General features: G+C 35.4%; 21 protein-coding genes. 7 read left to right on the top strand and 14 right to left on the bottom strand.

Annotated features, from left to right (window positions below; translation table 11 throughout):
* The first annotated feature begins 96 nt into the window (after positions 1-96).
* Positions 97-1,038, top strand: coding sequence for a DNA-3-methyladenine glycosylase family protein (locus V7077_RS04885; protein WP_420489610.1), 942 nt, complete (start codon positions 97-99; stop codon positions 1,036-1,038).
* Between the two features lie 228 nt (positions 1,039-1,266).
* Complete coding sequence (locus tag V7077_RS04880) at positions 1,267-2,412, top strand: zinc-dependent alcohol dehydrogenase (protein WP_335498864.1); 1,146 nt, start codon at positions 1,267-1,269, stop codon at positions 2,410-2,412.
* Positions 2,413-2,451: 39 nt separating this feature from the next.
* Here the strand turns inward: V7077_RS04880 and V7077_RS04875 are convergent, their stop codons facing one another.
* Positions 2,452-4,305: an electron transport protein gene (locus V7077_RS04875; RefSeq protein WP_335498861.1), complete on the bottom strand. Its 1,854-nt coding sequence runs from the start codon at positions 4,303-4,305 to the stop codon at positions 2,452-2,454.
* 254 nt (positions 4,306-4,559) lie between these two features.
* Here V7077_RS04875 and V7077_RS04870 point away from each other — a divergent pair, with 254 nt between their 5' ends.
* The 5 genes from V7077_RS04870 to V7077_RS04850 are packed head-to-tail and all read left to right on the top strand — an operon-like array spanning position 4,560 to position 9,877.
* On the top strand, positions 4,560-6,143 hold the full coding sequence (locus V7077_RS04870) for a spore germination protein (RefSeq protein WP_335498858.1): 1,584 nt from the start codon (positions 4,560-4,562) through the stop codon (positions 6,141-6,143).
* 22 nt (positions 6,144-6,165) lie between these two features.
* Positions 6,166-7,362 carry a Ger(x)C family spore germination protein gene (locus V7077_RS04865; RefSeq protein ID WP_335498856.1) on the top strand — a complete coding sequence of 399 codons (1,197 nt, stop codon included), beginning with the start codon at positions 6,166-6,168 and terminating at the stop codon, positions 7,360-7,362.
* 6 nt (positions 7,363-7,368) lie between these two features.
* Positions 7,369-7,602: a hypothetical protein gene (locus V7077_RS04860; RefSeq protein ID WP_335498854.1), complete on the top strand. Its 234-nt coding sequence runs from the start codon at positions 7,369-7,371 to the stop codon at positions 7,600-7,602.
* A 12-nt stretch (positions 7,603-7,614) separates the two neighbouring features.
* Complete coding sequence (locus V7077_RS04855; RefSeq protein WP_335498848.1) at positions 7,615-8,736, top strand: GerAB/ArcD/ProY family transporter; 1,122 nt, start codon at positions 7,615-7,617, stop codon at positions 8,734-8,736.
* A gap of 7 nt (positions 8,737-8,743) precedes the next feature.
* Positions 8,744-9,877, top strand: a complete 1,134-nt coding sequence (locus V7077_RS04850) for a GerAB/ArcD/ProY family transporter (RefSeq protein ID WP_335498846.1) — start codon at positions 8,744-8,746, stop codon at positions 9,875-9,877.
* A 187-nt stretch (positions 9,878-10,064) separates the two neighbouring features.
* Here V7077_RS04850 and V7077_RS04845 read toward each other — a convergent pair whose 3' ends face one another.
* From V7077_RS04845 to V7077_RS04785, 13 genes are all read right to left on the bottom strand, one after another.
* A complete protein-coding gene (locus V7077_RS04845) occupies positions 10,065-10,250 on the bottom strand; it encodes a recombinase family protein (protein ID WP_335498844.1) in 186 nt (61 codons plus the stop codon).
* Between the two features lie 318 nt (positions 10,251-10,568).
* Positions 10,569-10,796 (bottom strand): hypothetical protein, encoded by a 228-nt coding sequence (locus V7077_RS04840; RefSeq protein ID WP_335498843.1) that lies wholly within the window; start codon positions 10,794-10,796, stop codon positions 10,569-10,571.
* Between the two features lie 196 nt (positions 10,797-10,992).
* Positions 10,993-11,313 carry a hypothetical protein gene (locus V7077_RS04835; protein WP_335498841.1) on the bottom strand — a complete coding sequence of 107 codons (321 nt, stop codon included), beginning with the start codon at positions 11,311-11,313 and terminating at the stop codon, positions 10,993-10,995.
* Positions 11,300-11,752 carry a hypothetical protein gene (locus V7077_RS04830; protein ID WP_335498838.1) on the bottom strand — a complete coding sequence of 151 codons (453 nt, stop codon included), beginning with the start codon at positions 11,750-11,752 and terminating at the stop codon, positions 11,300-11,302. Before V7077_RS04830 ends, V7077_RS04835 begins: the two co-directional genes overlap by 14 nt.
* Complete coding sequence (locus V7077_RS04825; protein ID WP_335498836.1) at positions 11,749-13,557, bottom strand: dynamin family protein; 1,809 nt, start codon at positions 13,555-13,557, stop codon at positions 11,749-11,751. Before V7077_RS04825 ends, V7077_RS04830 begins: the two co-directional genes overlap by 4 nt.
* Positions 13,557-15,332: a dynamin family protein gene (locus V7077_RS04820; RefSeq protein ID WP_335498834.1), complete on the bottom strand. Its 1,776-nt coding sequence runs from the start codon at positions 15,330-15,332 to the stop codon at positions 13,557-13,559. Before V7077_RS04820 ends, V7077_RS04825 begins: the two co-directional genes overlap by 1 nt.
* Complete coding sequence (locus V7077_RS04815) at positions 15,332-16,369, bottom strand: hypothetical protein (RefSeq protein ID WP_335498832.1); 1,038 nt, start codon at positions 16,367-16,369, stop codon at positions 15,332-15,334. Before V7077_RS04815 ends, V7077_RS04820 begins: the two co-directional genes overlap by 1 nt.
* The gene (locus tag V7077_RS04810) at positions 16,341-18,905 is read right to left on the bottom strand and encodes a dynamin family protein (RefSeq protein ID WP_335498830.1); all 2,565 of its coding nucleotides are present in this window, start codon (positions 18,903-18,905) and stop codon (positions 16,341-16,343) included. The genes V7077_RS04815 and V7077_RS04810 overlap by 29 nt, the downstream gene beginning before the upstream one ends.
* Positions 18,906-19,516: 611 nt before the next feature.
* The gene (locus V7077_RS04805) at positions 19,517-20,218 is read right to left on the bottom strand and encodes a hypothetical protein (RefSeq protein WP_335498828.1); all 702 of its coding nucleotides are present in this window, start codon (positions 20,216-20,218) and stop codon (positions 19,517-19,519) included.
* Positions 20,219-20,273: 55 nt separating this feature from the next.
* Positions 20,274-20,969, bottom strand: a complete 696-nt coding sequence (locus V7077_RS04800; RefSeq protein ID WP_335498826.1) for a hypothetical protein — start codon at positions 20,967-20,969, stop codon at positions 20,274-20,276.
* A gap of 294 nt (positions 20,970-21,263) precedes the next feature.
* The gene (locus tag V7077_RS04795) at positions 21,264-24,062 is read right to left on the bottom strand and encodes a TrlF family AAA-like ATPase (RefSeq protein WP_335498824.1); all 2,799 of its coding nucleotides are present in this window, start codon (positions 24,060-24,062) and stop codon (positions 21,264-21,266) included.
* Positions 24,063-24,194: 132 nt separating this feature from the next.
* The gene (locus V7077_RS04790) at positions 24,195-25,814 is read right to left on the bottom strand and encodes a GmrSD restriction endonuclease domain-containing protein (protein ID WP_335498822.1); all 1,620 of its coding nucleotides are present in this window, start codon (positions 25,812-25,814) and stop codon (positions 24,195-24,197) included.
* Positions 25,815-25,826: 12 nt separating this feature from the next.
* Positions 25,827-26,489 carry a hypothetical protein gene (locus V7077_RS04785; RefSeq protein ID WP_335498820.1) on the bottom strand — a complete coding sequence of 221 codons (663 nt, stop codon included), beginning with the start codon at positions 26,487-26,489 and terminating at the stop codon, positions 25,827-25,829.
* Between the last annotated feature and the right edge of the window lie 107 nt (positions 26,490-26,596).

The raw sequence follows: 26,596 nt of genomic DNA, 5'->3' as shown, positions 1-26,596 counted from the left end.
TCTCTAATTATAACCACACCATATAGAAATAGCCTATTTTCAAACTAGAAAGACAAGATTAGAAATCTTTTTTTTGTGATCATACTATCAAAAGAAATGCGAGTGATAATTTTGACAAACTCAAGTGAAAATCGTTGGTTTGTTGATAATGATAAGCTATATATTAATTTACCGCTAGACTTTAATATGGCTGTAAATCTTGGCTATTTAGGACGCAATAAAAATGAATGCATGTATGACATTGAAAATAATGTTATTACAAGAGTAGTTCAAACAGGAGCATCAGCCAATAGACTTGTTCAGATATACGAAAATGATAAAAACCAAATGATTGTCCAGTTTATAGATTCTACCCCAGCCGAAAAAGAATGGAAAAAAGTTTTTAGCTTTATTTCGGAATGGTTTGATTTTGAACAGGATTTATCTCCATTTTACGAAATGGCCAAAGGAGACGCGCTGCTCGAAAAACCTGTCCAGGAATTCCGCGGTTTAAGAGTAATTGGTGTACCCGATTTGTTCGAAGCACTCTGTTGGGGAGTTTTAGGGCAGCAGATAAATTTAGGATTTGCCTATACGTTAAAAAGACAGTTTGTTGAAAAATTTGGACATTCGATCGAGCGGGATGGTCGTAAATATTGGGTTTTTCCCAGCTATAACCAAATTGCGAAATTAACACCAGGAGATTTAGCGGATATAAAAATGACCGTAAAAAAGAGTGAGTATATTATCGGCATTGCCCAGTTAATGGATAGAGGTGAACTTTCTAAAGAAAAACTACTCGAATTGGATTTCAAAGATGCTGAAAAAACCTTAATTAAGATCCGCGGGATCGGTCCCTGGACGGCGAATTACGTGTTAATGCGCTGCTTGCGATTTCCCACCGCTTTTCCGATTGACGATGTTGGCTTGCATAACGCTATTAAATTCTTGAAGGGTTCGGAGAATAAACCTACAAAAGAAGAACTAATCAAACTTTCAGCAAACTGGTCCGACTGGCAGGCCTATGCCACGTTTTACTTATGGCGGGTTCTATATTAGAAGAAATTAGGACTGTATTGACAGTAAATAAAATCAATTATGATTGAGCTATTGAATGCCTATATGGGGAAACAAGTTGTATAACCGGTGATTATGTTAGAAGGATGGAAAAACATTAAAAATAAAATCATTTTAAATATTTTTGTGAACATACTAATTTTATGAGAGTCTTAACTCCCTCTCCAAAACTATACCATTTTAAAAGGTTTAACCTTTGGAGGTCAATTTATGAAGGCAGTAACCTTTCAGGGCACTAAGAATATTCAAGTAAAAGATGTTCCAGACCCTTCTCTTCAAAAAAAAGATGATATCATCATTCGAATTACCACTACAGCTATTTGTGGTTCAGATTTACATATCTATCGTGGTGTAGTTCCCACTCCTGAAGGGTATATCATCGGCCACGAACCAATCGGTATTGTTGAAGAAGTTGGTCCAGTAGTAACAAAAGTAAAAAAGGGTGACAGAGTAGTCATCCCTTTTACTGTCGCCTGTGGGCAATGCTTCTTTTGCGAGCATGATATGGAGAGTCAATGTGATAACGCGAATCCCCATCCATCTCCTAAAGTGGATACCGGAGGATATCTTGGCTTTACGGAACGGTACGGAAATTATCTAGGTGCTCAGGCTGAATTTCTGCGTGTTCCATTTGGAAATTTCATGCCGCTGGTTATCCCTAAATCCTGTGAGCTCCCTGATGAATCACTTTTATTTATCTCTGACCTTTTACCCACTGCCTACTGGAGTGTTGAAAGTGCAGGCGTAAAATCAGGTGATACTGTTGTCATTCTTGGCTGTGGTCCTGTTGGTTTAATGACTCAAAAGTTCGCATGGATGAAAGGTGCCAAGCGAGTAATTGCTATCGATCATCTGAATTATCGGCTCCAGCATGCCAAACGGATGAATCAAGTTGAATGTTATAATTTAAATGACTATGATGATATTGGATTAGCTATTTTTGAGATGACCAATGGTGGTGCCGATATAGTGATTGATTGTGTTGGCATGAATGGGAAAAGGTCTCCACTTGAAGCAATTGAACAAAAGTTAAAAATTCAAGGCGGTACATTGAGTGCCATCCAGATTGCAATCAAGGCAGTTAGAAAATATGGGACGATTCAGCTTACCGGGGTATATGGATCTTTCTATAATCTATTTCCGCTTGGTAATATTTTCGAAAGAAATATTACTCTTAAAACGGGCTTGACCCCAGTTAATCATTATATGCCTGAGCTGTATAAAAAAATTGCTCAAGGAGAATTCGACCCAACTGAGGTTATTTCTCATAAACTCCCACTCAACCAAGCCAGTGATGCCTATAAAATGTTCAATGACCACGAAGATGAATGCATTAAAGTCATTCTTAAACCGTAATTTCACGAAAATAAAAATACCTCACAAAGGAGGTATTTTTTATTTTACTGCTTTATCAGAAACCTTAAGCAAATAATATATCAGTGCTTGTTGTTGTGCCCTAGTGAACCCAGTGCTATTGTCCACCCAAAATTCGTGACCTTCCCCTGAAACATGGACGCTACTTGTATCTGCTGAAGAACGATTTGCTTTAATTACCTGTTTCCTAATATTTGAATCAACCAGTGCCTGTAAACTGTTGAAAGGGTCGGCCGTTATGCCCTTCATAAGTGTATCCGGAATCCCCATTTCTTGATTCTTTCCTATTGATACTCCCCCTTCGTGTAAATAAGGTGCACTGTAATACAATCCATATAAACTCGGAGTTTTATATCCGCCTTTTGAATCTCCGAATGCCCAGCTAAGCATTAACTTTTGTTTCTGCTCTTTAGACATTTTTAAACTCACCTTTTCAGGATGGTCTGGCAGGGGTATCGGAGTATTGGTCTTAAACATCTTTGGATCACTAAAATAAAGTTCCGTCTTTTTAAAGCTTCCAGCTCGTGAAGGCTCTGTCCTAATTTGTTCTACACTTAATACACGATTGTTTGTTAAATGATCACCTGCATGACAAGAGATACATCCAGCTTTAGCAAATACTCTTTCTCCTTCTGCATATACAAAGGAATTCATTTTTAACCCCGTTGAGGGAGGGGTTAATGTGTTCATAAAGGCTGACAAGGCATTTATCTGCTCCCAAACCTTGTATCCTGTTGAACCAGGTAAAAGTCCTACACTTGAAAGGAAAGAAATTTTAGGGTAGGTAGCTGAATGGACTAATCTGTTTACACCAGGTACTCCCGGTGTTGGATCCACCTTTGCAAAAAACTCTGAAGGTTTTAACTTCCTTTTTGGATCATATCTAAATTTATGATTAGAAGCATTCTGGAGAACTGTCCCCAAGTAAACCTCCTTTTTAATATTCAAAACAGGTTCACTAATTTCTGATTGAGAGATAGCATCCATATTCTGTGAATGGGCATTATTAATAGCTGCACTTAACCCTTTAAAAGGACCAATCTGTCCTTGCCCGCTCCAACCATATGGATGGTCACTCAATGTTAAGGAATCAGGAATCTGAACAGGATTATTTTTAAAGTCAATTGTTGTATCGTTACTTCCCCGCGGCCATTTAATTATCTCGGAATCAGTAAATTTCTCGAGTTCTTTAGTGTCTGGCAAGGAAATACTCTTGGAATTCCTTGCATCATTTTTGATAAAATCCTTGATACTTTTCATTTCTGTGTGAGTAAAATAAGAAGCCGTATTTGTAGCCATGGCGAGGGTTAGCCCTATATTTAAATCTGTATTTGGCATTCCAACCATTACATTTCCTTTATCATTTACTGCAGCGTGACAAGCGGCACAACTGATTCCCGCTTTGGGTTTTCCATCTGCTAAGACGAACTTTATCCCAAGCGGAATATATGTTCCTTTTGCTACATCTAGTCCTGTGTCGATTAGGTCTCCTTTTTTTATAGAAATATTACCGGCATGAAAGGATTTAGCCGCCTCGACCTTTAAATTTGAAGTACCCTTTCCACCTAGTTTTATTAAAGCTTTAGTCATTTTCCCAAGTGTAAATGGTCCATCAAATAGTCCCATAATGTCGCTGAAAAAAACTTCATCACCGAAGGTTTCTTCAAAAAACATCCTCTTACCAAGCTCTATTTCAGAATCGGTCCCTGCTTCTTCTTTTGAATATAATGTTCTAATCTGATTTGCACTTAAGGTACCATTTTCTGTTTTACTTTTTGGTGGTGTGTAAGCATACTCAAAGGTATTGAATCGCAATAGACAAATTGATAATAAAACGAAAATACCTACTAAAATTATGGCAATCCTTTTCTCCATTATTAATCTCCCTATTCATTTGGGTTAGTTTGCTTAACATCAAAATATCTGGCTCAAGAGAAAAACTTCTTCCTTTTACTCATTTAGTTTCTACTTTCATTTAAGTTGAATACCTTATAAATTAAAAATTACCCTTTTAAGAAATTTCATCCATGGCTATTTTTTCTTTGACAGTAATAATTAACATTCATAAGAAGAATATTAAATAAAGAAATGAAATCCCCCTTAATGACTAAAAAGAGAAGGAAAATGCCATGAGTTTGTTTCATCGCAGAAAAAACAACCATAACCAAAAAAAAAATAAACAAACCGTTCCAAATGAACACAATCCTTCCCTTGAACCTCTCTCGGGAATTTTCAATGAAGATATACAAAAAATAAAAAAGACCTTTCAAAAAAGCTCGGACGTTATCGTTCGAACCTTTAATATCGGCAATGATGAATCAAATAATGCTGCAATCATTTTTACTGACGGTTTAGCAGATTCAACAGCGATTCAAAATTTTATTCTTGAATCATTAATGGTTGATGTAAAGAAAGGTCAGATATCAAGAATTAAACTAATTCAACAAATCAAAAATAGCATTTTAACGGTTGGAGACATTGCGGAGATTAGAGATTTTGAAAGCTTATACACAACCGTTCTATCGGGAAATACGGTAATTTTAATAAATGGCTCTACTGAAGCGATTTCTGCTTCAACAGCCGGCTGGGAAGACCGCGCAGTTTCAGAGCCGGCTACCCAGACCCTTGTACGTGGTCCACGAGAGGGGTTTACGGAAAACCTTCGAACCAACACGGCTTTGCTTCGAAGGAAAATTAAAGACCATAATCTATATTGTGAACAAAAACAAATAGGAACCTTAACAAAAACAAACATCGCTGTTATGTATATTAAGGGAATCGTAAATGACAAATTGGTCGGGGAAGTACATCATCGTCTAGACAAAATTGATATTGGAGGGATATTGGAAAGCGGATACATCGAAGAATTAATTCAAGATGAAACGTTCACTCCCTTTCCAACTATTTTTAATTCAGAACGGCCAGATGTTATAGCTGCTTGCCTTTTAGAAGGCAGAGTGGCCATTCTTGTCGACGGAACTCCATTTGTCTTAGTAGTCCCTTCATTATTTATCCAAAATTTCCAGGTTGCTGAAGATTATTACCAGCGGTCAGATATAGGCAGCCTTCTTAGATTACTGCGTATTACTTGTTTTTTAATTGCCTTATTTGGACCATCCTTTTATATTGCGGTAACTACCTTTCATCAAGAAATGCTGCCAACTCCGCTTTTAATAAGCTTAGCTGCCCAGCGTGAAGGGGTTCCCTTTCCCGCTTTTGTTGAAGCTGTAATAATGGAAATTGCCTTCGAAATTCTTCGTGAGGCAGGAATTCGGATGCCAAGGGCAGTTGGTCAAGCCGTATCAATCGTAGGAGCGTTAGTGCTTGGACAAGCCGCCGTTGAAGCCGGTATTGTTTCTGCATCGATGGTTATTGTTGTTTCTCTAACAGCAATTGCAAACTTTGTTTTCCCAGCCTATAATATGGCTATTTCGGTCAGAATGCTCCGCTTTGGGATGATGTTTTTCGCTGCGTCTTTTGGCCTTTATGGAATAACAGTTGGTTCCTTAGCTCTATTAATGCATTTGAACTCTTTACGTTCCTTCGGAGTTCCCTACATGGCACCATTCAGTCCTCTTATACCAGAAGACTTAAAAGATACACTTGTTCGTTTTCCACAATGGGCTTTATTTACCCGGCCACGGTTAATTAACCAAAAAAATATAAAGCGACAACCCAGCCCAGCTGCAGCAAAACCAGAACCCGAAAAGTAGTTAAATTAAAAGGATGATAAAAATGAAGTGCTTATCTTTATTGATTATTACTGTTTTACTCATCCCTTTACTTAGTGGATGCTGGAATCGAAGAGAATTAAATGAACTTGCATTGGTTGTAGGTCTGTCAATTGATAAATCTGGAGATCAATATTTAATCTCTGCTCAAGTGGTTGACCCAGGGGAAGTATCGAATAGTGCAAACGGCGGGGGCGGAAGGGCACCCGTTACAACGTATGATGAAAAAGGAAATCATATATTTGAAGCAGTCCGCAGAATTACAACCATTTCACCTAGAAAACTTTATTGGTCTCATTTACAAATGCTCGTGATAAGTGAGGCAGTTGCCAAAGATGGACTTAATAATATTTTAGATTTTTTTACGAGAGACAACGAATTTCGCAAAGATTTTTACATCGTAGTCTCTAAGGATATCAAGGCCAAAGAAATTCTTAGAAACTTAACATCAATTGAAAAAATACCTGCTCATAAAATGCGTTCCTCTCTTGAAACATCAGAAAAAGCATGGGCCCCTACCATTGCCATTCAATTGGACGAACTCATCTCGTCTTTAACGAGTGAAGGGATTCATCCTGTCCTTACCGGGATATCGATCCAAGGAAAAGCTTCTAAAGGGGAATCCGTTAATAATGTTCAGAGAATAGAACCTTATGCACGTTTAAAGTACAAAAACATTGCTGTTTTTAAAAAGGATAAATTAATTGGCTGGTTTAATGAAAAGGAGAGCAAAGGCTATAACTACATAAAGGATAATGTCCATAGTACGGTAGGACATGTTCCCTGTACTAAAAAAGGCCAATTGATTGTAGAAGTAATTCGTTCCAAATCGAAGGTTAAAGGAAGGGTTGTTAATGGAAAGCCAAAAATAGATATTCAGGTATCTGCAGAAGCCAACATCGGAGAAGTTGCCTGTCACATAGATTTAACAAAACCAGAAACTATAAAGAAACTTGAAGAAAATGTGGAAAAGGTAAATATTGATATACTTAAAACCTCAGTTAATAGGGCAAAAAAATTTGGAGTTGATATCTTTGGATTTGGGGAAGTAATTCACCGTGCCGATCCACAAGCATGGAAGAAATTAAAAAAGAATTGGGATAAAGAATTTGTCAATCTTCCTGTATCTTTTCATTCAGAATACAAAATCAAACAAACAGGTGCGGTTAATCAATCTTTTTTAGAACAAGAAAAGGAGTAACTTTTAGTGTTATATAGTATTGGAATACTAATCATTTCCATTTTGATATCAATTTATGAGTTACGGCCATTGATGAAGAAAAAGTTTTATAAAGAAATTGTCTGCTTTTGTTTTCTTCTATCTTCCGGGACGTTATTAACTATCCTAATCGCCCTAGGTGTTAATATACCTAATCCGCTAGATTGGATTATTACGTTTATTAAACCTTTAACAGATTTAATCGACAGCCTATTAACTTAAGTGGAGGGTATCATGTTAGAAAAAGGGAAAATATCTCGATCCCAATTTTTCATTTTAATTTTAATTTTTGAAGTTGGTACCTCCATCTTATTTGTTCCTTACATGGTGGTATCTGTCGCTAAACAGGATGCTTGGATGGGCATACTGCTCGCGATATGTATCGGGTTAGGAATTGTGGGGATCTATGGAATTCTTTCAAAACGTTACTCTTATTTAACTATTGTGGAAATGAACGAACGTATCTTAGGAAAATGGATTGGCAAAGGGATTTCCATTTTATTATTTTTCTACGTTCTTATTGTTACAGCAGGTCTGCTTCGTATTATCGGGGATTTCATTACCGCCCAAATCTTGCCAGAGACTCCAATTCAGGCAATTGAAATTATTTTTATCTTACTCGTAATATATGGGACACGTCTTGGCCTCGAAACATTTTCCCGAACTTCCGAGATGGTTCTCCCCTGGATACTCTTGTTTTTTTTACTGTTAGTTATGTTTCTTCTCCCTGAAATTCAATTTAAAAATCTTTCTCCTTATTTAGAAACTGGAGTAAAGCCTGTTATTAAGGCAGCCTTTTTATCACTGGGTATTCCTTTTGCAGATGTCATTATTTTTTTAATGATTATTCCATCTGTTGCTCCTTCTAAAAAGTTAGGAAAAGTTTTCGTCCTTGGTACTTTAACAGGTGGTTTTATCATTTTTGTCGTGGTAATCATGTCCATCCTAGTTTTAGGTCCTACGCAAACAGCACAATTAAACTATCCAATTTATGTCTTAGCTCAAAAGGTAAATATTGGTAATTTTATCCAAAGAATTGAAGTATTAGCCGGCGGTATGGTCTTTATATCGATATTTATTAAAACAACGATATCTTTTTATTCACTAACGCTAAGTTTTGCCCAAATCTTTAATTTGAAAGAATTTAAAATGCTCACTTTTCCTTTTGGAATTATTATCATAATCTCTGCAAATATCATGTCGCCGAATATTATATTCTTCCATACATTCTTAAACATCACATGGACGCCAATCGTATTGCTCTATGGATTACTTCTTCCACTTTTATTATTAGGGATTGATACAATTAAAATTGGATTTAACAAACGTAAGAATAAACTAGCGGGAAGTAGGTAACATGTAAATGGAGACAGCGAAGATTAACTCTTTTCAACTCTTTAGTCTCATGTTTATGTTTGAACTTGGAAGCACAATCGTTGTTGGGGTAGGGTTAGATGTAAAACAAGACGCTTGGTTGACGATTTTACTCGGCATGGCAAGTAGTATACCATTATTTTTTATTTATAGTTATCTCTTTTATCAATATCCTGGGCACACTCTTATTGGTTATATAAAAAATATTGTTGGGAAATACATCGGAATTCCGCTTTCACTGATCTATGTTGGTTATTTCTTATATATTGCTGCAAGGGTTTTACGGGACTTTGGGGATTTACTTACCACAACTACCTTATCTGAAACTCCTTTAGTCATGGTAAACGGTTTAATGATCTTATTAATTACATACGGGGTATTAATGGGAATCGAAGTAATTGGAAGAACGGGAGAAATGATTTTTATCATTATCCTTTTCCTCGGGGTTCTTGGAATATCATCCACTGTTTTTTCTGACATCATTAAAACGGAGAACTTAACACCATTTTTAGAGAATGGGTTGAAACCTATTATTACTACTGTATATACTCAGACGTATACTTTTCCATTTGGTGAAATGATTAGCTTTACCATGATTCTTCCCTTTTTAAATAAACCAAAATTAGGCTGGAGAACTGGACTCCTTGCGATTTTAGCTAGTGGAGCTGTTTTAAGCCTTACAATCGCTTTAGAAATATCGATTCTAGGAGCAAATACTGCTGCACAATCTCAATTTCCATTGCTTCAAACCATTTCAAAGGTAAATATTGCGAACTTTATTCAGAGATTGGATATTATCGTTGTAGCTACATTAATTTTAGGGGTATTTATAAAAATTTCAATTTTTTATTACGCAGGCTTTTTAGGCATTCAGGATTTATTTCATCTTACTAGGAAAAAGCCAAGAATTTATTGTATTTTACTACTTAGTTGTGTAATTTTAATTGCTTCCGTGAAAATGGCAGAAAATTTCACTGAACATATTGCCGTCGGATTAAAGTGGGTACCGATTTATCTTCATTTACCGCTACAAACCGGTATCCCTCTCCTATTGTTTATTTTAACTTTGATTAAAAAAGTAATTGGAAGAAACAAAATTGATACCCCCAAGGTACAATCATAGTTGGTGTTATAGAAAAAACCTTTGAATGGAATTCAAAGGTTTTTTGAATCGAGGTATTATTTCATTTGATCTTGAGTTTGCTTTCTACTATTATTTCTAGTAATGAATGCGTAATAAATCCCTGTCAGGGTTTGAATAAGTAAAAATATCGGAAATGAATACGATAATTGATAATGATTTTGATAAGTTAGGATGTGCATAAGTGTTGTTTTACACCGTAACCTGATACAGCTAGTTCCTCAATCTCTCTTTCAAGTTTCCAATCCCGAAAGTTTGAAACATAGTTTAAACAAGCTTTTTGTTGGAGAGTAGTATCATGATGAAGGACTTGACATCTTGTCGACACGCGATAATAAGCCCAAACTCTTTTCACCTGATTAGTCCCCCTTAATCGTATTCAATTATATTATAAAACATATGTTCTTGTTTTACGAATAATAAAGTGTATTCTCAAGTAAAGGCAACAACAAAAAAGCCCTAACATCACTTAGATGTTAGGGCTAGTTATGACCTGTGAGGGGTTCGAACCCCCGACCTCAACCCTGTCAATTCAGAATTGCGTGTTTCCATTGATTTCTCAAAGTATCCCCAAACCTACTCGTTTCAAGGGTTTGGGGACTACTTAATTATTTTTTATACCCTCGTGTATTTTGATGTTTTTCTTAGTGCGTGACCAGTTTGGTGACCAAAATTATTTATAAATTGGTATTAACAAATACCCTTCACCATCACAAATAGTACACTTTATTTCTTCAGTGAATCCCTTATTAAAGGATCTAGCTTGTCCTAAATATGCAGAAGGTGCTTTATCATCTTCCCTATCATATGATACTTCATCAAAAAATGACCTAATCTTTCCTAATCCATTGCAATTTGTACATTTAATCTCTTTTAAATCTTTCAATTCTGTTTTTTTCATACTTCCCCTCCTTAAAACAAATAGTTTTACATGAGGAGTTTATGAAAACGGCTAAAAATATATGACATACTATAAAATTATTAGTTTTTATCCCGTAACTGTGAATTTCACCGTATTTATTGCTCGGTATGTAACGAATGTAGAGATCCGCAATTAAAAGTATAAATTATCAATATATAAAAGCAGTTTAAGATATTTAATACCTCTTTGTCATACTTGATTTTTCAAGAGCGAGCTTCTTTCGTTGTTGCTGGAGTCCGTCTATATATAGGTCTAGGCTGTGCATGGTTGCGTTAGGACACAAACGTTCAAGCTGCGATTTCTTTAGTCGAAATTGCATAAGCTCCATATCAATTCGATTCATCATTTTAATAATTTCAGAAATCTCATTTCGAACACCTTGAACGAGTTGTTGCTTCAATTCCTGATGTTTTTTTTGTAGGAGCTCATTAGCTTTAACTATTTCGTTTGCAAGTACCAAATCAAGTACATGCTTAACGACTTCAAGATGATTCATGCTTAAGCACCTTCTCAATGGCATTATCAAATAGCTCGATAGCAGCTTTTCGATCTTCAGTAGATAGATGATGGCTTATAAGCACTGGCGTCAATTCAGCTAATAATTCCTTGACGATTTTTCCTTTCGTCTCTAATTTATTTCGATCCTGCTGGCGAATGGCTACTTCATGTGCAGTCATCGCTTCAAGCTGACGAATATTTGCATCAATTTCCTTCACCTTCGCCGCGCTGCTCTCTCGAATTCCAATTATATAGACGATTTTCTTCCCAATTTCTACTACATCCGAAGCAATTTCTAGCTTTCGTGATTGAAGTGCATAATCTTGTTCCATTTTCTTTAATTCAAGCTCACGATCTTGTTTTTTTTGAACAGGAGTAATAATTTCACCAGTGTAAACTGGTTCTTCTATTTGCAAGCGTTGCGGTCTTTTTGTCATACTATCACCTTTTCTTGTTCAATATATTGATACAATTGCTGAATATCATGAATCATATTCTCGACAGTTGAAAGATCCACTTCACTAGCCACATGAACGTGTTCAGAATTCAACATATTTAAATAATCATCAAAATTCTCATTCATATTTTGATGATTTATATCTCTCAATTCTTCTAAGTCCTTTAGTACCGTTATGACAGTATCTTCTTCCCACTTCTTCGTTCCTTTTTTTACATCCTCTACGAGTCTTCTTTGCCAGCGGTTCGCCTCAATGACATAAAACACACCTTCTATAAACACACTAACTGCTATTGATAAATTACGTGTTGAGGTCGCCCCAATTTTTTTTAAAAAGCTAGCAACGGCATTATGTGTTTCTCGTGAAAACGTTTTGCCAACCATTTTTCCAGCATATTTCAAACCCTTTTTTGCTAAATTAGCGACTCCAGCTCCCGCTCCACCTCGACCGCCATATCGAGCTAAAAACGTCTTCAACGCACCATCCGTTGCACGGTGAGCAATTTTTCGGCCAATTCCCACTACAATTGGCTCAAAATGGTTACAAATAATATCGATGCGTGTCTCAAAATTAACTATCGCTTCATTTATAAGCTCCTCTAACTGTTCATTCAATAACGTTAACTCACGTTCAATCGAATACATAATATGTTTTCGCACTAACTTTTCATATCGAGGCATAACGTGCACTTCGATATAGCCTGTACATTCTTCCGCAGAAGTCCATTTATTCGCATTATTAATCTCTGATGCAATAGATTCGTCCATTTTTAGACGTGCATCTGCAAAATATTTCGGAATAAACTTTTTTAGACGATTAAACGTCTCATTAATAAGGTTATTAGCCAGATGTTTCTTGTCCTGCAGCTCACCAATCGCATTCTGAACAGCCTGAATTTCCTCATCACTTGCCTTTGAAAGAGCCATCCTTTGCTGCCAATAATACTCTGTCTCCTGCAACAGCTGGATTTGATAATTCCGTAATACTGCCTCAATTAACTGCTTCCGTTTATCGGATTGTACTTCCTTTCGTACTGCTTCCCACAAATCATTTGCATCTGGTAGCTTCACTCCATCACCCGGGATACTATTGACGATAAAGCAATCTAAATCAGCATGCAATAAGTCGTTAGCATATCGAATAATTTCCTTTACCCTGACGTTGGTAGCGTCAGTTCCCTCAGGTGCTCGATTAATAACTAATAAGAAGCGAATATCATCTTGTAAAAATTTGCCAATATACTGTAAAAACTCCGCGTCATTTTCACCAATGCCGACTCGATAATTCACAACATAAATGATGACGTCACTATTTGGAATGAACTCCTTTAGCACTTCCTCATGCTCTCGATGGATTGACCCATATCCAGGAGTATCAAATAGTCGCATCCCCTGTAAATCTCGCGGCATCTTTGGTATATTCAAACGTAGTCGTGAAACATCCTCAGAAGGTTGAATCGACTGATCATGAAACTGTTCTTTTGTCAGCCGACGTAAACGTGCATTCTTTAACAATGCGTACTGTGTAATCTCATTCTCGACGTCATATTCATATAACTCGACAATCGTCCCTGTCGTCGGTTTAGAAGCAACATGCAAGACTTGTTCACCAAGTAGACCATTAATTAAGGAAGATTTACCTGAGCTAGTCTCACCAAGAAGCGTTACAAAGCTTTCAGGATAATCAATACGCTCCTGAAGTAAATCAAACATTGAACGTAATGAAGGATCATCTGTTTTCTCAATAATCGGTAATATCATATCCATCGATTGCTGCAATGACATTAAACATTCACCCCCAGCGACTGAATATAAGCTAAATCGTCCTCAAGTTGGCGGAGCTTCGCATCATATTCTTCTATTTCCATAAAACGAATACGACGTTGCTCATCATAGGCTGCCTCTAATTGTTGATTCTGCTCATTTTTGATTTTTTTTGCCGTTGCTCGGATGGAATTAACGAATTCATTAAATTGACTAAGTAATGACTGCTCAAGCCTATTGGAGAAACTGTTTATCGGCTCCTGCAATTGTTCCATCGTTTGACGCTGTCTTGACTCCTGGGTCACTTCTTTCACTTTCTTTCCAAACCATCCTGCAACAGTAGTAGCCAATAATGTCACACCTAATGCAGCCCAACCAACCGGATTTGACGCCAGTAATAACACTGCCGCTCCTGCACCTAAAGATAATAATGTTGGCAAGCCTTTTTCAAGCTTAATTTTCTCCTCTTTTGAAAATTTCTCAAAAACATCAAATGAACCATCAGCATCTCTCACTTGTAAATGATTAAATCTCTCTTCGACATTCATTTTAAATTCTGTCAGAATATCAATATAAGCCTCGATAACATCGTCCGTCACATCACGCTGACAATCTTCAAACGCCTTTGTTAACCGTTCACCATCAACTACATTCGCATTGACAATGCGTTGCATATCTGCTCGCAAACTCTCTTTCCCTTGTCGTACGAGCTGAAGGATTGTTGTAGAAATGGATTGCTCTTGCTCTACAACCATTTGTTCCAACGCCCGAAGAATTTTATTATTTTCGTCTATTACTTGTTCTAGTTCTTCTTCCTCACGTCGAAGCGATTCATAGTGCTCCTCTGGCTTCTTACTATATAGCCCAATCTCCTTTTGTAACGCATGTTGTACATCCGTGAACGCTTTAATCATTAGCTCCTTCAATTCCCGCTGTAGCATAGTCGACCACGATGACGAAACTGTGGACAACAATGCCTCAAACTCCGCTAAACCAGATTTCTTGCGGAGCTGGTTGTCATTTGTCAACTGCCCCTTTAATGCTGAGTATACGTTAATGATGCGTACATCAATTGGATGATTCATTTGATGAGCATTACGAATATCTTCAAGCACCCGAATATTATGAGCTTTTCCATCCTTAACTTCATCTTGTGACTCATCGTTCCACTGATTTTGAATAAACCAGGCCTTCGCCAGTTTTGGCCATACAGCTTTTAAAAAGTTTGCCTCCTGCTTCGTAATCGGTGGCACAGTACGAAGCATAAAAATTGCCGCAGATAGCTTTTCAATATAATCCATCGTCGTCTTTATATTTTGTGCCGTTAGGCTACCAACACCCGGTAAATCTACAAACACAACGCCGTTTTGAAGAAGAGGATGGTCTTTAAACACTTGAATTGATGTTACACCTTTTTCATTTCCTGGATTGTAATCATTATGTACATACTGTTCTAGCTGTTTAGGATCGGTTATTCTTACCGGTGGTTTTTGATCAAAATGTACCGTTATGGGCTCTCCTTTTTTACCATACCGAACCTCTACCGGCACACACGTCGTTTCATCGGCATCTACAGGTAAAATTAGCTCATCCATTAATAACGCATTTAAAAAGCTACTTTTCCCTGTCCCTTGAATACCAAGAACTGGGACGTAAAACTCCTGAGTGTCATTGTTTAGAATTTTGTGCATCAATACTTCAATATAAGATGGCTCCGAGCCATTCTTTTGTGAAGGTAAAACTCGGTTAAAAATATCTATTACACGTGGCTCTTGTAATATTGTACTTACTACCATTACTTCTCCCCACCCTTTCTCGAAAACCATTTTTTATGAAATGGTAAGCGGATAAAGTCCAGCTGCTTTTGAATGTCTTCAAGTTTTTGTACCAACGGTTGCTGATTTAAATCATTCAATATAGACGTCGTCTTTTGATCAATGAATTGCGATAATTGCTCGAAAGGTGCTGGGTCTGTTACTTTTTGGAGGAGCTCATTGTTTATTTGTGCCATCGTAGCTGCTACTTGCTCAACAACCAACTGCTGCTCCTGCTGAATTGCTGCAAACTGAGCTTTGTGGGCGTCAATCGTTACACTAACCAGATCTTCACGAGTTGCATCTATTGCTGACAATTGTTTATGAAAACGGTCTTGCTGCTCTTCAAGTATCCTCATTGACGCCTGAACGAGCTCATCGTTCATCGACACAAACTGCTCCTTTTGCTCATGTAATAACTGTTCAAATGATAATTGCACAGATTGAAGCTTAGAAACTTGCTGCCCCATCTCCTGCTGCTGCTTCTGCAAGGAGTCGAATTGCTGATGAATTATCACAGTCACGTCTTCAAACAATCGTTGAAAGCTTTCTTTAATACTAGACACTTCATTTGTAAGAATATCGTTCGCTTTTTTCGTTTCTTGCTGAAAACGAGTGAGACACTCATCAGTTGACTCTTGCTGATTGATAAGTGCTTTATGAAAAACATCTTGGATTTTGACGTTCATCTCATTTAAATGACGCTCCTGTACCTGCTCCACTTGCTCAAGCTTGGTGTTTACTGACGCTTGAAACGATGTCACGACGCGAAGGGTATCTTCAACGTCACGAGTTAGACGTGATAGCGGTTTTTTCGAATTAGAAACCTCATCTTCCAACGACGATAGTTTTGTAGCTAGAACTGTTTGAAGCGATACTAGATGATGCTGCTGATCTTCTATCATGTGCGTAAGGCCGGTTGCTACTCCTTCTTTGACATTCGCAGTAATGCTTGACTGTAAATCCTCCATAATCCCTTTTGTTGCTTCATCAATTTCGATGATTAACGACTTCCCCATTTAACTTCACTCCTGTCCTCTTCATGATCGCATTTAAATATTGGTTATATGCATAAGACATTCTTCCCGATTCAATTAAAAAGGGCAGCTTGTTCTGAATATACTTCGTCAACTGTGTTGAATCATGAACAACAGCATTCGAATGATCTAGCTGTAGATGCATGATTGTAAAAAGCGGACTCGAATCATTAATGATGATTTCTCCTCGTTGGAATAAAGGTAGGTGCTTCATGTCATCTAACAACTCTACTGCCTCATCGTACGCCCCATTTTCGATAAATTCCTTAAACGACTGTGTTACTAAGTTACACACGGATTGTCGAGCTTGTGGAACCTTTAACACATGACTTCTCATCAGCTGCGATTTCGCCTGTCCAGCTTGCACGATATTAACCAGCACATACATATTAAACTGACCTTTTTCCATTATTTGCTTCAGTTGTTGGCGGTTCTGTTCTGAAAGCCGCATCTCATACACGATCCGACAGTTTCCTTTTACAAGTAAACCATCCTTCACCAATTGAACTTGTTCAGCGTTGGTGAGCGGCATTTGAAAGTACCTCTGCATAAACTGAGCCAACGACAAATCATCCCACCCTAACACGATTGTTAGCTGGTGCGATTGATTCTTACTATTTAATTGCTCAACATGCTCCAAACATTTTGAAAAAAGCGTTTGTAAAATTGTTCGGCTCATCTCATACAAATGATACGTCTCAGCATTAACTTCTACTTTGACCATCTTGCCTGAAAGAACAATCGCTTTTTCATTCCTCATTTTTAATGCATGCTTCTGAATAATTCGATCATTTTTTTTCAAATTACTATCGAGCGAATTTCGCAACTCCTGAAGCTGTTGAATAATCAATTCAATATTCTTTAGTTCATCACGGTACTTTTTCTTATCTTGCAACGCCGCTCGTTTTTGCTTCTGTATATTCTGCATCTCAGTCATAGCTCGTTGCAATTGCAGTTCCCATTCTTGCAATTTTTGCGACAATGCTTGACTAAAGTTTTGCTCAAAATCTTGTAAGTTACGTTTAATAGCCGTTTTATCTAACACTTCGACTTTGTCATAGACCGTCTCATAACCCCAATCTTTTTTAAAGATTGAACCAAAAAAACGTTTTGCTCCACCAAAAGCACCACTCGACTTGACCTGTCTTGATTTTGTTTCCGTTGTTGACTTTAAATCAAAATATTGTCGACTTAACGTGCTAGACGACCTACTGGAAATCGAGCGAATCATCTCCGATAAATCAAACCCTAATGTTGATAAAAACGATGTCACATCGAGATTCATCGTTTTCATTGACGATAAAAATTGTTCCTCTACCTGACTTGACTTAGATTTCATGTCACTCAAAATGGACTTAGCTTCCACTAAATCGCTTTTGCTTAATCCATCAATACGACGTTGGTAAGAGGCCACTTCACGTTGAAAGCGATCGAGGGTTGATTCCAGCTCATTCTTTTTACTCCGAACACCTTCACGCGATTTGTCCAACGATGACAGTTGCTCCTCCAATTCTTGCTCGAGTTGTTGAATTTCTCGATCAAATGTCTCTTTATTTCCGGACAGTTTCTCCTCTTCTTTCACAATCGCATCTATCAAGCTTTTCAATCCATTCCCTCTCGTGCGGAACAGCTGTGGCCCAATCTTTTCACGATACGACTGAATCATGTGAACTAAGTTCTCAATCTGCGATTCCTTTACCTTTTCTTTTGACCCTTGACGACGACCATCTACAGCTCTTTTCGCCGACACCTGTACAATTTGCACAAGTTCATGTAATTTTGGATCAATTGTGTCCAATATTCGCTTAGTGCGATTAAAGTGCTCTTCTGCAATTTGTTCACGCGTTTTTTCAATTCGGCCGTTTTTTCCTAGTTTTGGCTCAATTGAATCTAGCATATTTTGGACGATAATCATCGGCTTATGCTGTTGATAAATTTGATCTAAAATGCGATGCGTCGTATCGTCTGAATTGGTCTTTAATGTAACAACGTATAAACACAAGTCGATCGTCGGAAGGAGCGTCGACAGGGTTAGTTCCTCATGTCGCTCCAATCCATATGCATCAAGACCTGGACTATCAATAATTTGCACTTCTTTCTGCAATACAAAATTTTTCGATTGTAGATGAATTTCCTTCACGCGGTAACGATTATTAGTATTTTCTGCTTCGTCTCCATATTTTTTTAGCACAGCAGCCACATGTTGCTCTCCAACCTTCTCATTGCGCCCATTCTCAAAAACGATTTCTGCGCTCGTTGTCGGGCCCTTTGAGCAAATAATAATCGATCCCGAGCTTGGTCGAACAGCAGTCGGTAAAATATTATCACCTAATAACGCATTCAACAGCGTCGATTTTCCGCTGCTGGTGACGCCAATTAATCCAATGCGAATCGTCTGATCTTGCCACCTCTCTAGTCGAGATTGAAGATCAATCGTAAAGTTTTGAAAATAATTTCGCGTCACATGGTCACTTGTTAAAATTTGCTCAATCTTTTTTGCGTACTCAATCTCATTCATCCTTATCAATCCTTTTTACAATTACATCAGCACAACTAATCATTTCTTCATCTTAATCCCATTCTCTTTACAGACTTGCTATAATACCATCCATAAAAGAAATTCTAAACTTTTGCTAAATTATTCCTCCATAATCTTAGCAAACAATCACTCTATTAACCAACTTTTTTACTATTTTGAAGATCATATACTCGGGGAAAAAGTATTATATACATTCATTCTTGTAACTTAAATATCCATTCAAATAAACCTCATTCACAACTCTAGTAGATTCACTCTTCATTCAACTTTAACATTCAATACATTTAATTCTAATTTTCTCATTAATGTTTGCCTTCATAAAAGTTGGTACAAAAAAAACTATCACAGGGATAGTGTAAGTAATAATAGGCTTAAATTTATCAGAGACTGAGTATAAACTAATTTTTAATTTAAAGCTTAGAAAGTATCCCCCTGCAAATCCACATTTTATTTGGTTTAAATATTAGAATTTACATTTACTTATGATAGAGTTCACCGTAACGTTGGATAGGATAAAATTAATTTATAAAGGGAGATACCCAAGCCCAATTAATAAATAACAAATTGGGTTCTCCCTAATGTTTATGAGTTTAAGTAGAGGCAGATGGATCTTTCATATCTGATCTAGATAGAGTTACAACAGTAGGGTGCTCAGCAATAGTAACTAACATTTCCAAAATTCCTAATAAAAATTCATCAATATATGACCATTTTAGTTGAACTAGGTTACCTGATGTAAAGTTATACGTTATCCTACCATAAGTAATATTCTTAGTAGCATTACCATAGACCCCATTACTATGAATCGAATTACGAATATTTCTAATTACATCTAAAAGATTCATGTACTCATTTTTTTTCGTTGGGTTCAAATTATTCAATAATTCTTTATATGTATCATAAAAACTATCTTTCTCTAATCCTAATGCTCTAGCTATGACTCTAATCGTACTCTCTATTGACATATGCAATGAAAGAAAAAGGCCTCTTTTTATTCCATGATGAAATTGATTTAAAATACTCTTTTTGACTTTATTCTTCTCATCCTTTTCTAACTTTTGATCTGGTAATAAACTTCTTTCTGGAATCCTTTTATAATACCTAGCACGACCAAGGTAAAGACCCGTTCTTGCAAAATCTAATGAATTTGCTACTTTGCTTAATCCAGTTAATCTTATATCCTCTCCTGAATCCCATCCATAAATAGAAATTAAACGCTGATGTTGTATATCGAATTCAATACGAAATTTAGTTAATCTATCAGCTATATCCAATTGGCTAGAATCTACCATAAATAACATCCTCTCAAATTATTCAAAAACAAAAATAAGCCTTTAATTTCCTATCTTAATAAGGAAGTTGTCTAGCTAGTACCTGCGACATTCTCTTAATAGCAAGCTCTTTCAAGTGTTTTTCTGTTCTCCAACGTCTTGGATGAGAATATCGATTTTTGTCATCTATAGCTACTATTAATCTATCTGAAAGTGGCCGTGACCATTTGATTATATCAGAAACATTATTAGAAAAAACTTTATCCACAAATCCCATAATTACAAATTGCGATGATATACAAGTATCTATAAAAGCTTGCTCATTATTAGTAACAGGATCCGTTATTAGGTTTTGATCGAACTCATTACTTTTTTCTATAAGCATTTTTACCTTTTTATGATAATCTTCCGCTTTTTCACCTTTACTTTGAACCACATTGGATATGTTAAAAATTTGAACTATACCATCTGGAGTACCAAGATTTGCAGATTTATAACCTTCTCTGATTACTTCAATTATATTTTGTATAGTAAGGTCTGCATAATCTTCAGCGTCAAAAACTTCGAGGTGACCTTTTCCATTTTTGAAGTCGTCCCATCCCTTAGAATTCTTAAAATCAAAAGAGCCAGGGTTGGTCATAATAACAGTGCCTATTATAAAAGCAGACGTACCGAACTTTATATTTGTATGTTGACGGATGAGAAAAACTTTTTTCTGATTTAAAATACGTATCATTCGTGCAGATATTCGCTCTGGAAATTTCCTTACCATGAAAATCACCCCTTGAATATTGTTTATTTTAGTATTTTTCATGGTGTACTTTCTTGATTGGTAAGTTAAAATCCAATAATATTAATCCACTGAAACTAATTGCCCATACTTACAAATCTCACAAACAATTAACAATGCCTCAGTATCTCAGTGTGTGACAAGTTTGGTGACCAGAATATTTTTTATTTTTACATTTAAATTTCATTGAATATATGATTATCTTCTGTAAAAGTTTTCCTTAGAGGAAAAATCACTTAAATTTAAATGTCTCTTCATATTGATTTTTATTTAATTTCAACTTGAAAAACCATATTTTTTCTCCCTTTGAGAAAAAGCATCCACGCCACCCTCTAGAATTTCGCAGACATGGGATCTAATTCCCTTTGAACTAATTTTTGTATTATCCCTTGTATTAAAATCACATTCAAGAGCACCATTAATATATTCAAATCGATGGTGTTCATTTTGAATTAGCTGGGGATCTTGGTTAGCCACTATTACATTTTCACTATCTGTCAAAACCACAAGATTTGCATTATGGGTTACAATTATTATTTGACGATTTAAACTTTTATCACGAATAAATTTAACTAAATCAGTGGTAATCGTTCTATTATCTAAATTATCTTCTGGTTGATCAATAAGAATAGGGTGGCTCTCATCACTTATATTCAAAAATAATTCTATTAAAACTAAACCTCGTTTCCCAGGTGACATCTCCGATAAAGAATCATTATCTTTTTTTAAATCGAATATTACTTCTATATAGTTTTCAAATAATGCTTGAATGGCTTGTTTCTTTGAATATCCTTTTTTTAATTTACTTTCATCATTTTGTAAGATTGATAAGAGTAGAAATTTAATTTTATCAATAAAGTTTTCCTCATCAAAAATAAAGAAACCATCGGTTGAAAAAACATCATTATCATCACACCGGGGAAAAGTATTACTCATTCTTCCTCGTCTTACAAACTTACTTAGAAAATTCTCTTCAAAAAATTCATCTTTAAAGGTAATCTTTGTATTTATCTTTATATCATTTAAATAATCCGAATTATTGAAGTGTTCTAAAATACTCCTATTTATTCTTAGAGATTCTTCCTCAAAACCTATTAAACCATTTATAATTGACTCAATTTGACTATCGATACTATTTAATTTATCTCTTTTTTTTAATATTTGGGTTAAAGATTTTTTCTGTATCTCAAGTTTACTTCTTAAATGCTGTATTTCTTCTCTATTTTTTGCTTTTTTAATTAACGGGTCTAGTAAATCTTGTATTAGTGATACTTTTTCATCAACTTCCACTTTATAACCATCTAACCTACTTAGTCTTTTCTGCATATTTAGATGTGCTTTTATAAATGATTCACTAATTTCTTGACGTAATTGTTCAAAAATAACTGCCAAATCCTCATCTATTTGATCAATTTGTTTAATGTTTTCATTTACTTGATCATAAATGATGTCCAATCTCTTTTCAGCCTTTTGTGTGTAAATGCTTTTAAAATTTATTGATTCTAAATCTTTCTGAAGTTCACTTTTTAATTCTTCTTTTTCTTCTATATATTTTTCATCATCATCATTCAATTCAGATAAAGCTATTTTTTCTTTTATATCTGCTTCTAATTTAGTTATTTCAAGTTGAACCGAACGTTCATCTCCTATTTTATCTATATCCAATAATATTTCGTTTTTGTTTTCGAGGTATTCGAATAAATTTGTGATTGCTTCAGTTTTTTTCCGTTTGTTATGATTTAGTTCATCCTTTTTTTCATCCATAAAAGTACTATTCTCTGAGTTTTGTAGCAGAATAGAAATTATTTTTTCTTGTAAAACATCGTTAGCCGTATCTTCCGACAATGAATTAATATACATTTGAGGAATATAGGTAACTTTTCCAATTTGTTCATCAGAATTGTTTTTAGTTGTTGAACCATTCCTCCATTTCACTTCAAATTCTGTCTCTTCAATAAATGTGTTTGTATATGGGTTTCGCCATAGTTCTTCTTTTTCTCTGACTTCAATTTCTTGCTTAGAAATTGACTGAGCAATTTTATATAATAATAAAGATTTACCAGATGACTTTCCACCAATAATTGTGTTTAAACCAGGATTTAATTGTATTTCCCTTTTACTGAAAACATTAGTATCTGATTGGAAACTAATAGAAGAAATTACATCGTAGTCATTTTTCTGGTCTGGATTTTGAGTTTGTATAATTACTCTGCTTTTAGGTTCGTGAACAATTTGTTTTAACCCTTCAAAAGTTGGTTCTGATTTAATCCAGGTAAATCTATCGTCATCCGGACTACCGATTTTTTCAAAAGAGTGTGCGTCCGAACCGTGAATACATGGCATTATTTTTCCACACTGTTCAATAGTTTTTTCCATGTCTGTCTCACCAAGAAAAAATTCACGATCTCTTGGATTACTACTAAAAATCATGTCTGAAAAATGATATATTTGTCTTCTTACTGCTAAAAAAGAGTCATCTCTAAGCCCTGAATTTCCATCGACATTACTATTTGGAACAACTATTAAATATTTATTATGGAATTTACTTCGATGCTTTTTTAATACTTTGTCTATCATTTCAATAGAAACTTTGAACTGTTTCATTCCCGATCTTAGTGCTTTTTCCTCAGAATACTCTTCATTTAAAAAGATTTCACCTAAGCCAATTAAATCTCTTCTAACACACTTATATATTGCGTCTTGATATTTAAATTCGAGCTCACCTAGAAAATAGCTTTCTATATCTTCTGGATCTATTTCAGGGTCAAAGAGGATATGGATGTTTATCGGTTTTCCTCTATGTGTTGTTTTATCTAACCTAAGTTCAATATTTGGTATTATTAGATCTATATTTTGAACTCTACCATCTTCTCTAAATTTTTTTATTTTTTTATATCCTTCTATTGAAAAATAGTCAGTTATTCCAATTACACTAAAATCTGTGAGGTTTTCCAAGGTTTCCAAGTATAGATCCCAATTCCCTGAATACTCACTATGCAAAACTGACTCTGGCGTATGTATATGTAAATCCCATTTCCTCCAGATTGATCCACTTGTGTTTAATAAACTTTCCATAATGCACCTCTACATTTTATCCAAATTTATTCTATCATTTAACTTAAATCCTTTAGTAGCAGGCCTTATTTACCGTTACAATAAATTCGTCAAGCTTCAATCAAACTATTAACTTTATTAAGTGGGTAAATATTACGGCTTCTGAATTCCCACCTTTTGTGGAATAATCCTTTTAGTAAGTTCTTGACTGATTTTCTCCGCACGTTGATCGAAGAAAACGTCGTAATCATCTTTCCAAATACCAAAAGCATCCAGGTCATCTATAAGGTGTGTTTTCATTACTTTATCAAGTTCTTTGTTCTCTTTCTCAAAAGTTTTCATGTATTTAGAAGGTGCTTGTGCACGAATTCTATTCTTATTTAAGAAGTCATCGACGATTGTGATATTTACTATATGATTAATATAAAATTCATTCTCACCACGATTTTTTAGATAAGCACGCGGGAAGAAGTGATGGTAATTTCGACTATTTGCTTGCTTTAGCCAATCATTATTAATTCTTACAATTGAATTGTCATTAAATGATTTTGGTTCCTGATACGCCATAAGACACAATATTGCTTTAATAAAGCTCCGATTTGCACTAAACCCACCGTTATTGATAATGTTTTCTTTACTTGTATCCGGTTGAAAATCATAGTTTGGTAGTCTACCTTTAAGTATTTGATCAACCCTTTTAATATCCTGAGCTAATTTTGTTTCAACACCACTTGAATAACGTTCTGATAATGAAACACGCCAGAAGAAGTCGTCCAAATGCTTCCTCATTTCGTTTACTGGTTTAACTGGATGGTGGTAAAAGAAGTATGAAAATGGCACTATCAAAGCATTATATGGTAGTATTTTCGAAACAGGTATACGATAATAATTTCTAAAATATTCAACTGCCTTTTCAATTGCATCAACTGCTTCATCCCAAATGCTAATTAATGCTTGTTTATCTAATTTTAATATATTTTTTCTTGCACATTCTCCTACAAGTAAAATAGAAATTGTTTGCAAAACCGTACTATCTGAAATTGTCTCATAACCGACCTGTTCTAGCGTCTCAATCAGCCCTTCAAACTTTTCTGCTAAATCAAACTCTAGTTCCGCATCATATGTTTTGGCAACCATAATCTCAAATACAGTTAAACTTTTTCCACCAACATTTAGACGCGTAAATACTTCAGTTGCAACGTCAATTGAGGCACCTCTAAGTAGAATAGTTGAGAAACGATATGTATATAAACGGTTTTTATAGTCTTCTAATTTTTGATACATGGTTGCAGGATATGCAGCTAATACAGAAATACCTCCATTGAGCAAATTTCGTAATGAAATTACTTCCGATGGATCCCGTTCTTCAATAGATGTAATAATGATTGGATCATCCTCATTAGCAACTAAATCTACATAAATGGCTGAGAAATCATCCAATCCTTTATCTCTTTTTACTTTTAAACCTTTTAAACTAGCATACAAACTGGTCATACGCTGCTGGCCATCTAAAACATACTGAACCATAGATCCTGTAGGGGTATCAGGTAAATTTGCTCCACCTATATTTCGTACCGATCTGAGCTTTTCTTGAGATTCCCAAAGAATAAACGTTCCGATCGGGTATCCCTTAATAATACTGTCAATTAATTTTGCCGATTGATCAATAGACCACACAAAGTCCCGTTGAAATTGTGGTATTTTTATTATTCCTTTATCAATTTCATGAATTAAAGTAGAAAAGGTTATTGACTGGGGTTCCGGTTGATACACTTCCATTTCCTCCTAATCTTTTTGTTGGTTAAATTTACTTTCGTAATACTCAAGAAATTGCCTTTCCAATTCTTCTTCCTCAGATAACACTTCTTCAACAGGCAACTTAATTTCTTTTATATATTTTTGTTTATCTCCCGTCTCAGATATAAATTCAAATTCATTAACGATTGATAATCCTAAACTTTTATTTATTCTAAATTTATGTATTAAAAAACAATAGCCAAATGTTATTTCTGACTCAAATTGAATTAAATTAGTACCATTAATGAATCCTACTTTAGTATGATCCTCATAGAGTTTAAAAGTAGTACAATCATACAATGTTACTTCATATTTTTTTAGCTCTCCTTCGAGAAAACTTAATATATCTGAATCAATGTAGTTTGCGAGAAATTCCTTGAAGTTTGGTTCAATAGATTTTTTGAGGTAAACATAATTAATTTTTTCTACTTCAGTTACATCCATAGTTTCTGAGGAATCTCGGAAATATCCAATTGAATCTTTGTTCTTATATTCTCCATCTGACATACCCTTAAACATAAGTTTCATACCATCTGTAAGCAAAATATTAGTATTGCTTTTTTTATCAATAAAATAAACTTCCAAATTTTCATGATCAATACTAATACTACCTGTAAGCCACATTGGCTTTTCTAAATCCTTTTTTAGCATTAAAATGTCTTCCCTCCATTCACCCCATAAAAAAGCCCTAGCAATAATAATTATAACTTATTGCTAGGGCAGGGTTGTATATCTATTGTATAAAATTAGAAGAATTT

It is taken from the genome of Neobacillus vireti (assembly GCF_036962465.1).
GTDB lineage: Bacteria > Bacillota > Bacilli > Bacillales > Cytobacillaceae > Neobacillus > Neobacillus vireti_B.
The sequence above is the reverse complement of the archived record's forward strand: the minus strand, read 5'-3'. Positions and strand labels throughout refer to the sequence as shown.

Bases quoted from the DNA above. Each gene is read 5' to 3' on its own strand.
- V7077_RS04810 (WP_335498830.1), bottom strand. From the start codon at position 18,905: ATGAATGAGATTGAGTACGCAAAAAAGATTGAGCAAATTTTAACAAGT.
- V7077_RS04820 (WP_335498834.1), bottom strand. From the start codon at position 15,332: ATGGTAGTAAGTACAATATTACAAGAGCCACGTGTAATAGATATTTTT.
- V7077_RS04785 (WP_335498820.1), bottom strand. From the start codon at position 26,489: ATGCTAAAAAAGGATTTAGAAAAGCCAATGTGGCTTACAGGTAGTATT.
- V7077_RS04850 (WP_335498846.1), top strand. From the start codon at position 8,744: ATGGAGACAGCGAAGATTAACTCTTTTCAACTCTTTAGTCTCATGTTT.
- V7077_RS04870 (WP_335498858.1), top strand. From the start codon at position 4,560: ATGAGTTTGTTTCATCGCAGAAAAAACAACCATAACCAAAAAAAAAAT.
- V7077_RS04825 (WP_335498836.1), bottom strand. From the start codon at position 13,557: ATGTCATTGCAGCAATCGATGGATATGATATTACCGATTATTGAGAAA.
- V7077_RS04795 (WP_335498824.1), bottom strand. From the start codon at position 24,062: ATGGAAAGTTTATTAAACACAAGTGGATCAATCTGGAGGAAATGGGAT.
- V7077_RS04830 (WP_335498838.1), bottom strand. From the start codon at position 11,752: ATGACAAAAAGACCGCAACGCTTGCAAATAGAAGAACCAGTTTACACT.
- V7077_RS04875 (WP_335498861.1), bottom strand. From the start codon at position 4,305: ATGGAGAAAAGGATTGCCATAATTTTAGTAGGTATTTTCGTTTTATTA.
- V7077_RS04855 (WP_335498848.1), top strand. From the start codon at position 7,615: ATGTTAGAAAAAGGGAAAATATCTCGATCCCAATTTTTCATTTTAATT.
- V7077_RS04840 (WP_335498843.1), bottom strand. From the start codon at position 10,796: ATGAAAAAAACAGAATTGAAAGATTTAAAAGAGATTAAATGTACAAAT.
- V7077_RS04865 (WP_335498856.1), top strand. From the start codon at position 6,166: ATGAAGTGCTTATCTTTATTGATTATTACTGTTTTACTCATCCCTTTA.
- V7077_RS04815 (WP_335498832.1), bottom strand. From the start codon at position 16,369: ATGGGGAAGTCGTTAATCATCGAAATTGATGAAGCAACAAAAGGGATT.
- V7077_RS04885 (WP_420489610.1), top strand. From the start codon at position 97: ATGCGAGTGATAATTTTGACAAACTCAAGTGAAAATCGTTGGTTTGTT.
- V7077_RS04880 (WP_335498864.1), top strand. From the start codon at position 1,267: ATGAAGGCAGTAACCTTTCAGGGCACTAAGAATATTCAAGTAAAAGAT.
- V7077_RS04800 (WP_335498826.1), bottom strand. From the start codon at position 20,969: ATGGTAAGGAAATTTCCAGAGCGAATATCTGCACGAATGATACGTATT.
- V7077_RS04835 (WP_335498841.1), bottom strand. From the start codon at position 11,313: ATGAATCATCTTGAAGTCGTTAAGCATGTACTTGATTTGGTACTTGCA.
- V7077_RS04805 (WP_335498828.1), bottom strand. From the start codon at position 20,218: ATGGTAGATTCTAGCCAATTGGATATAGCTGATAGATTAACTAAATTT.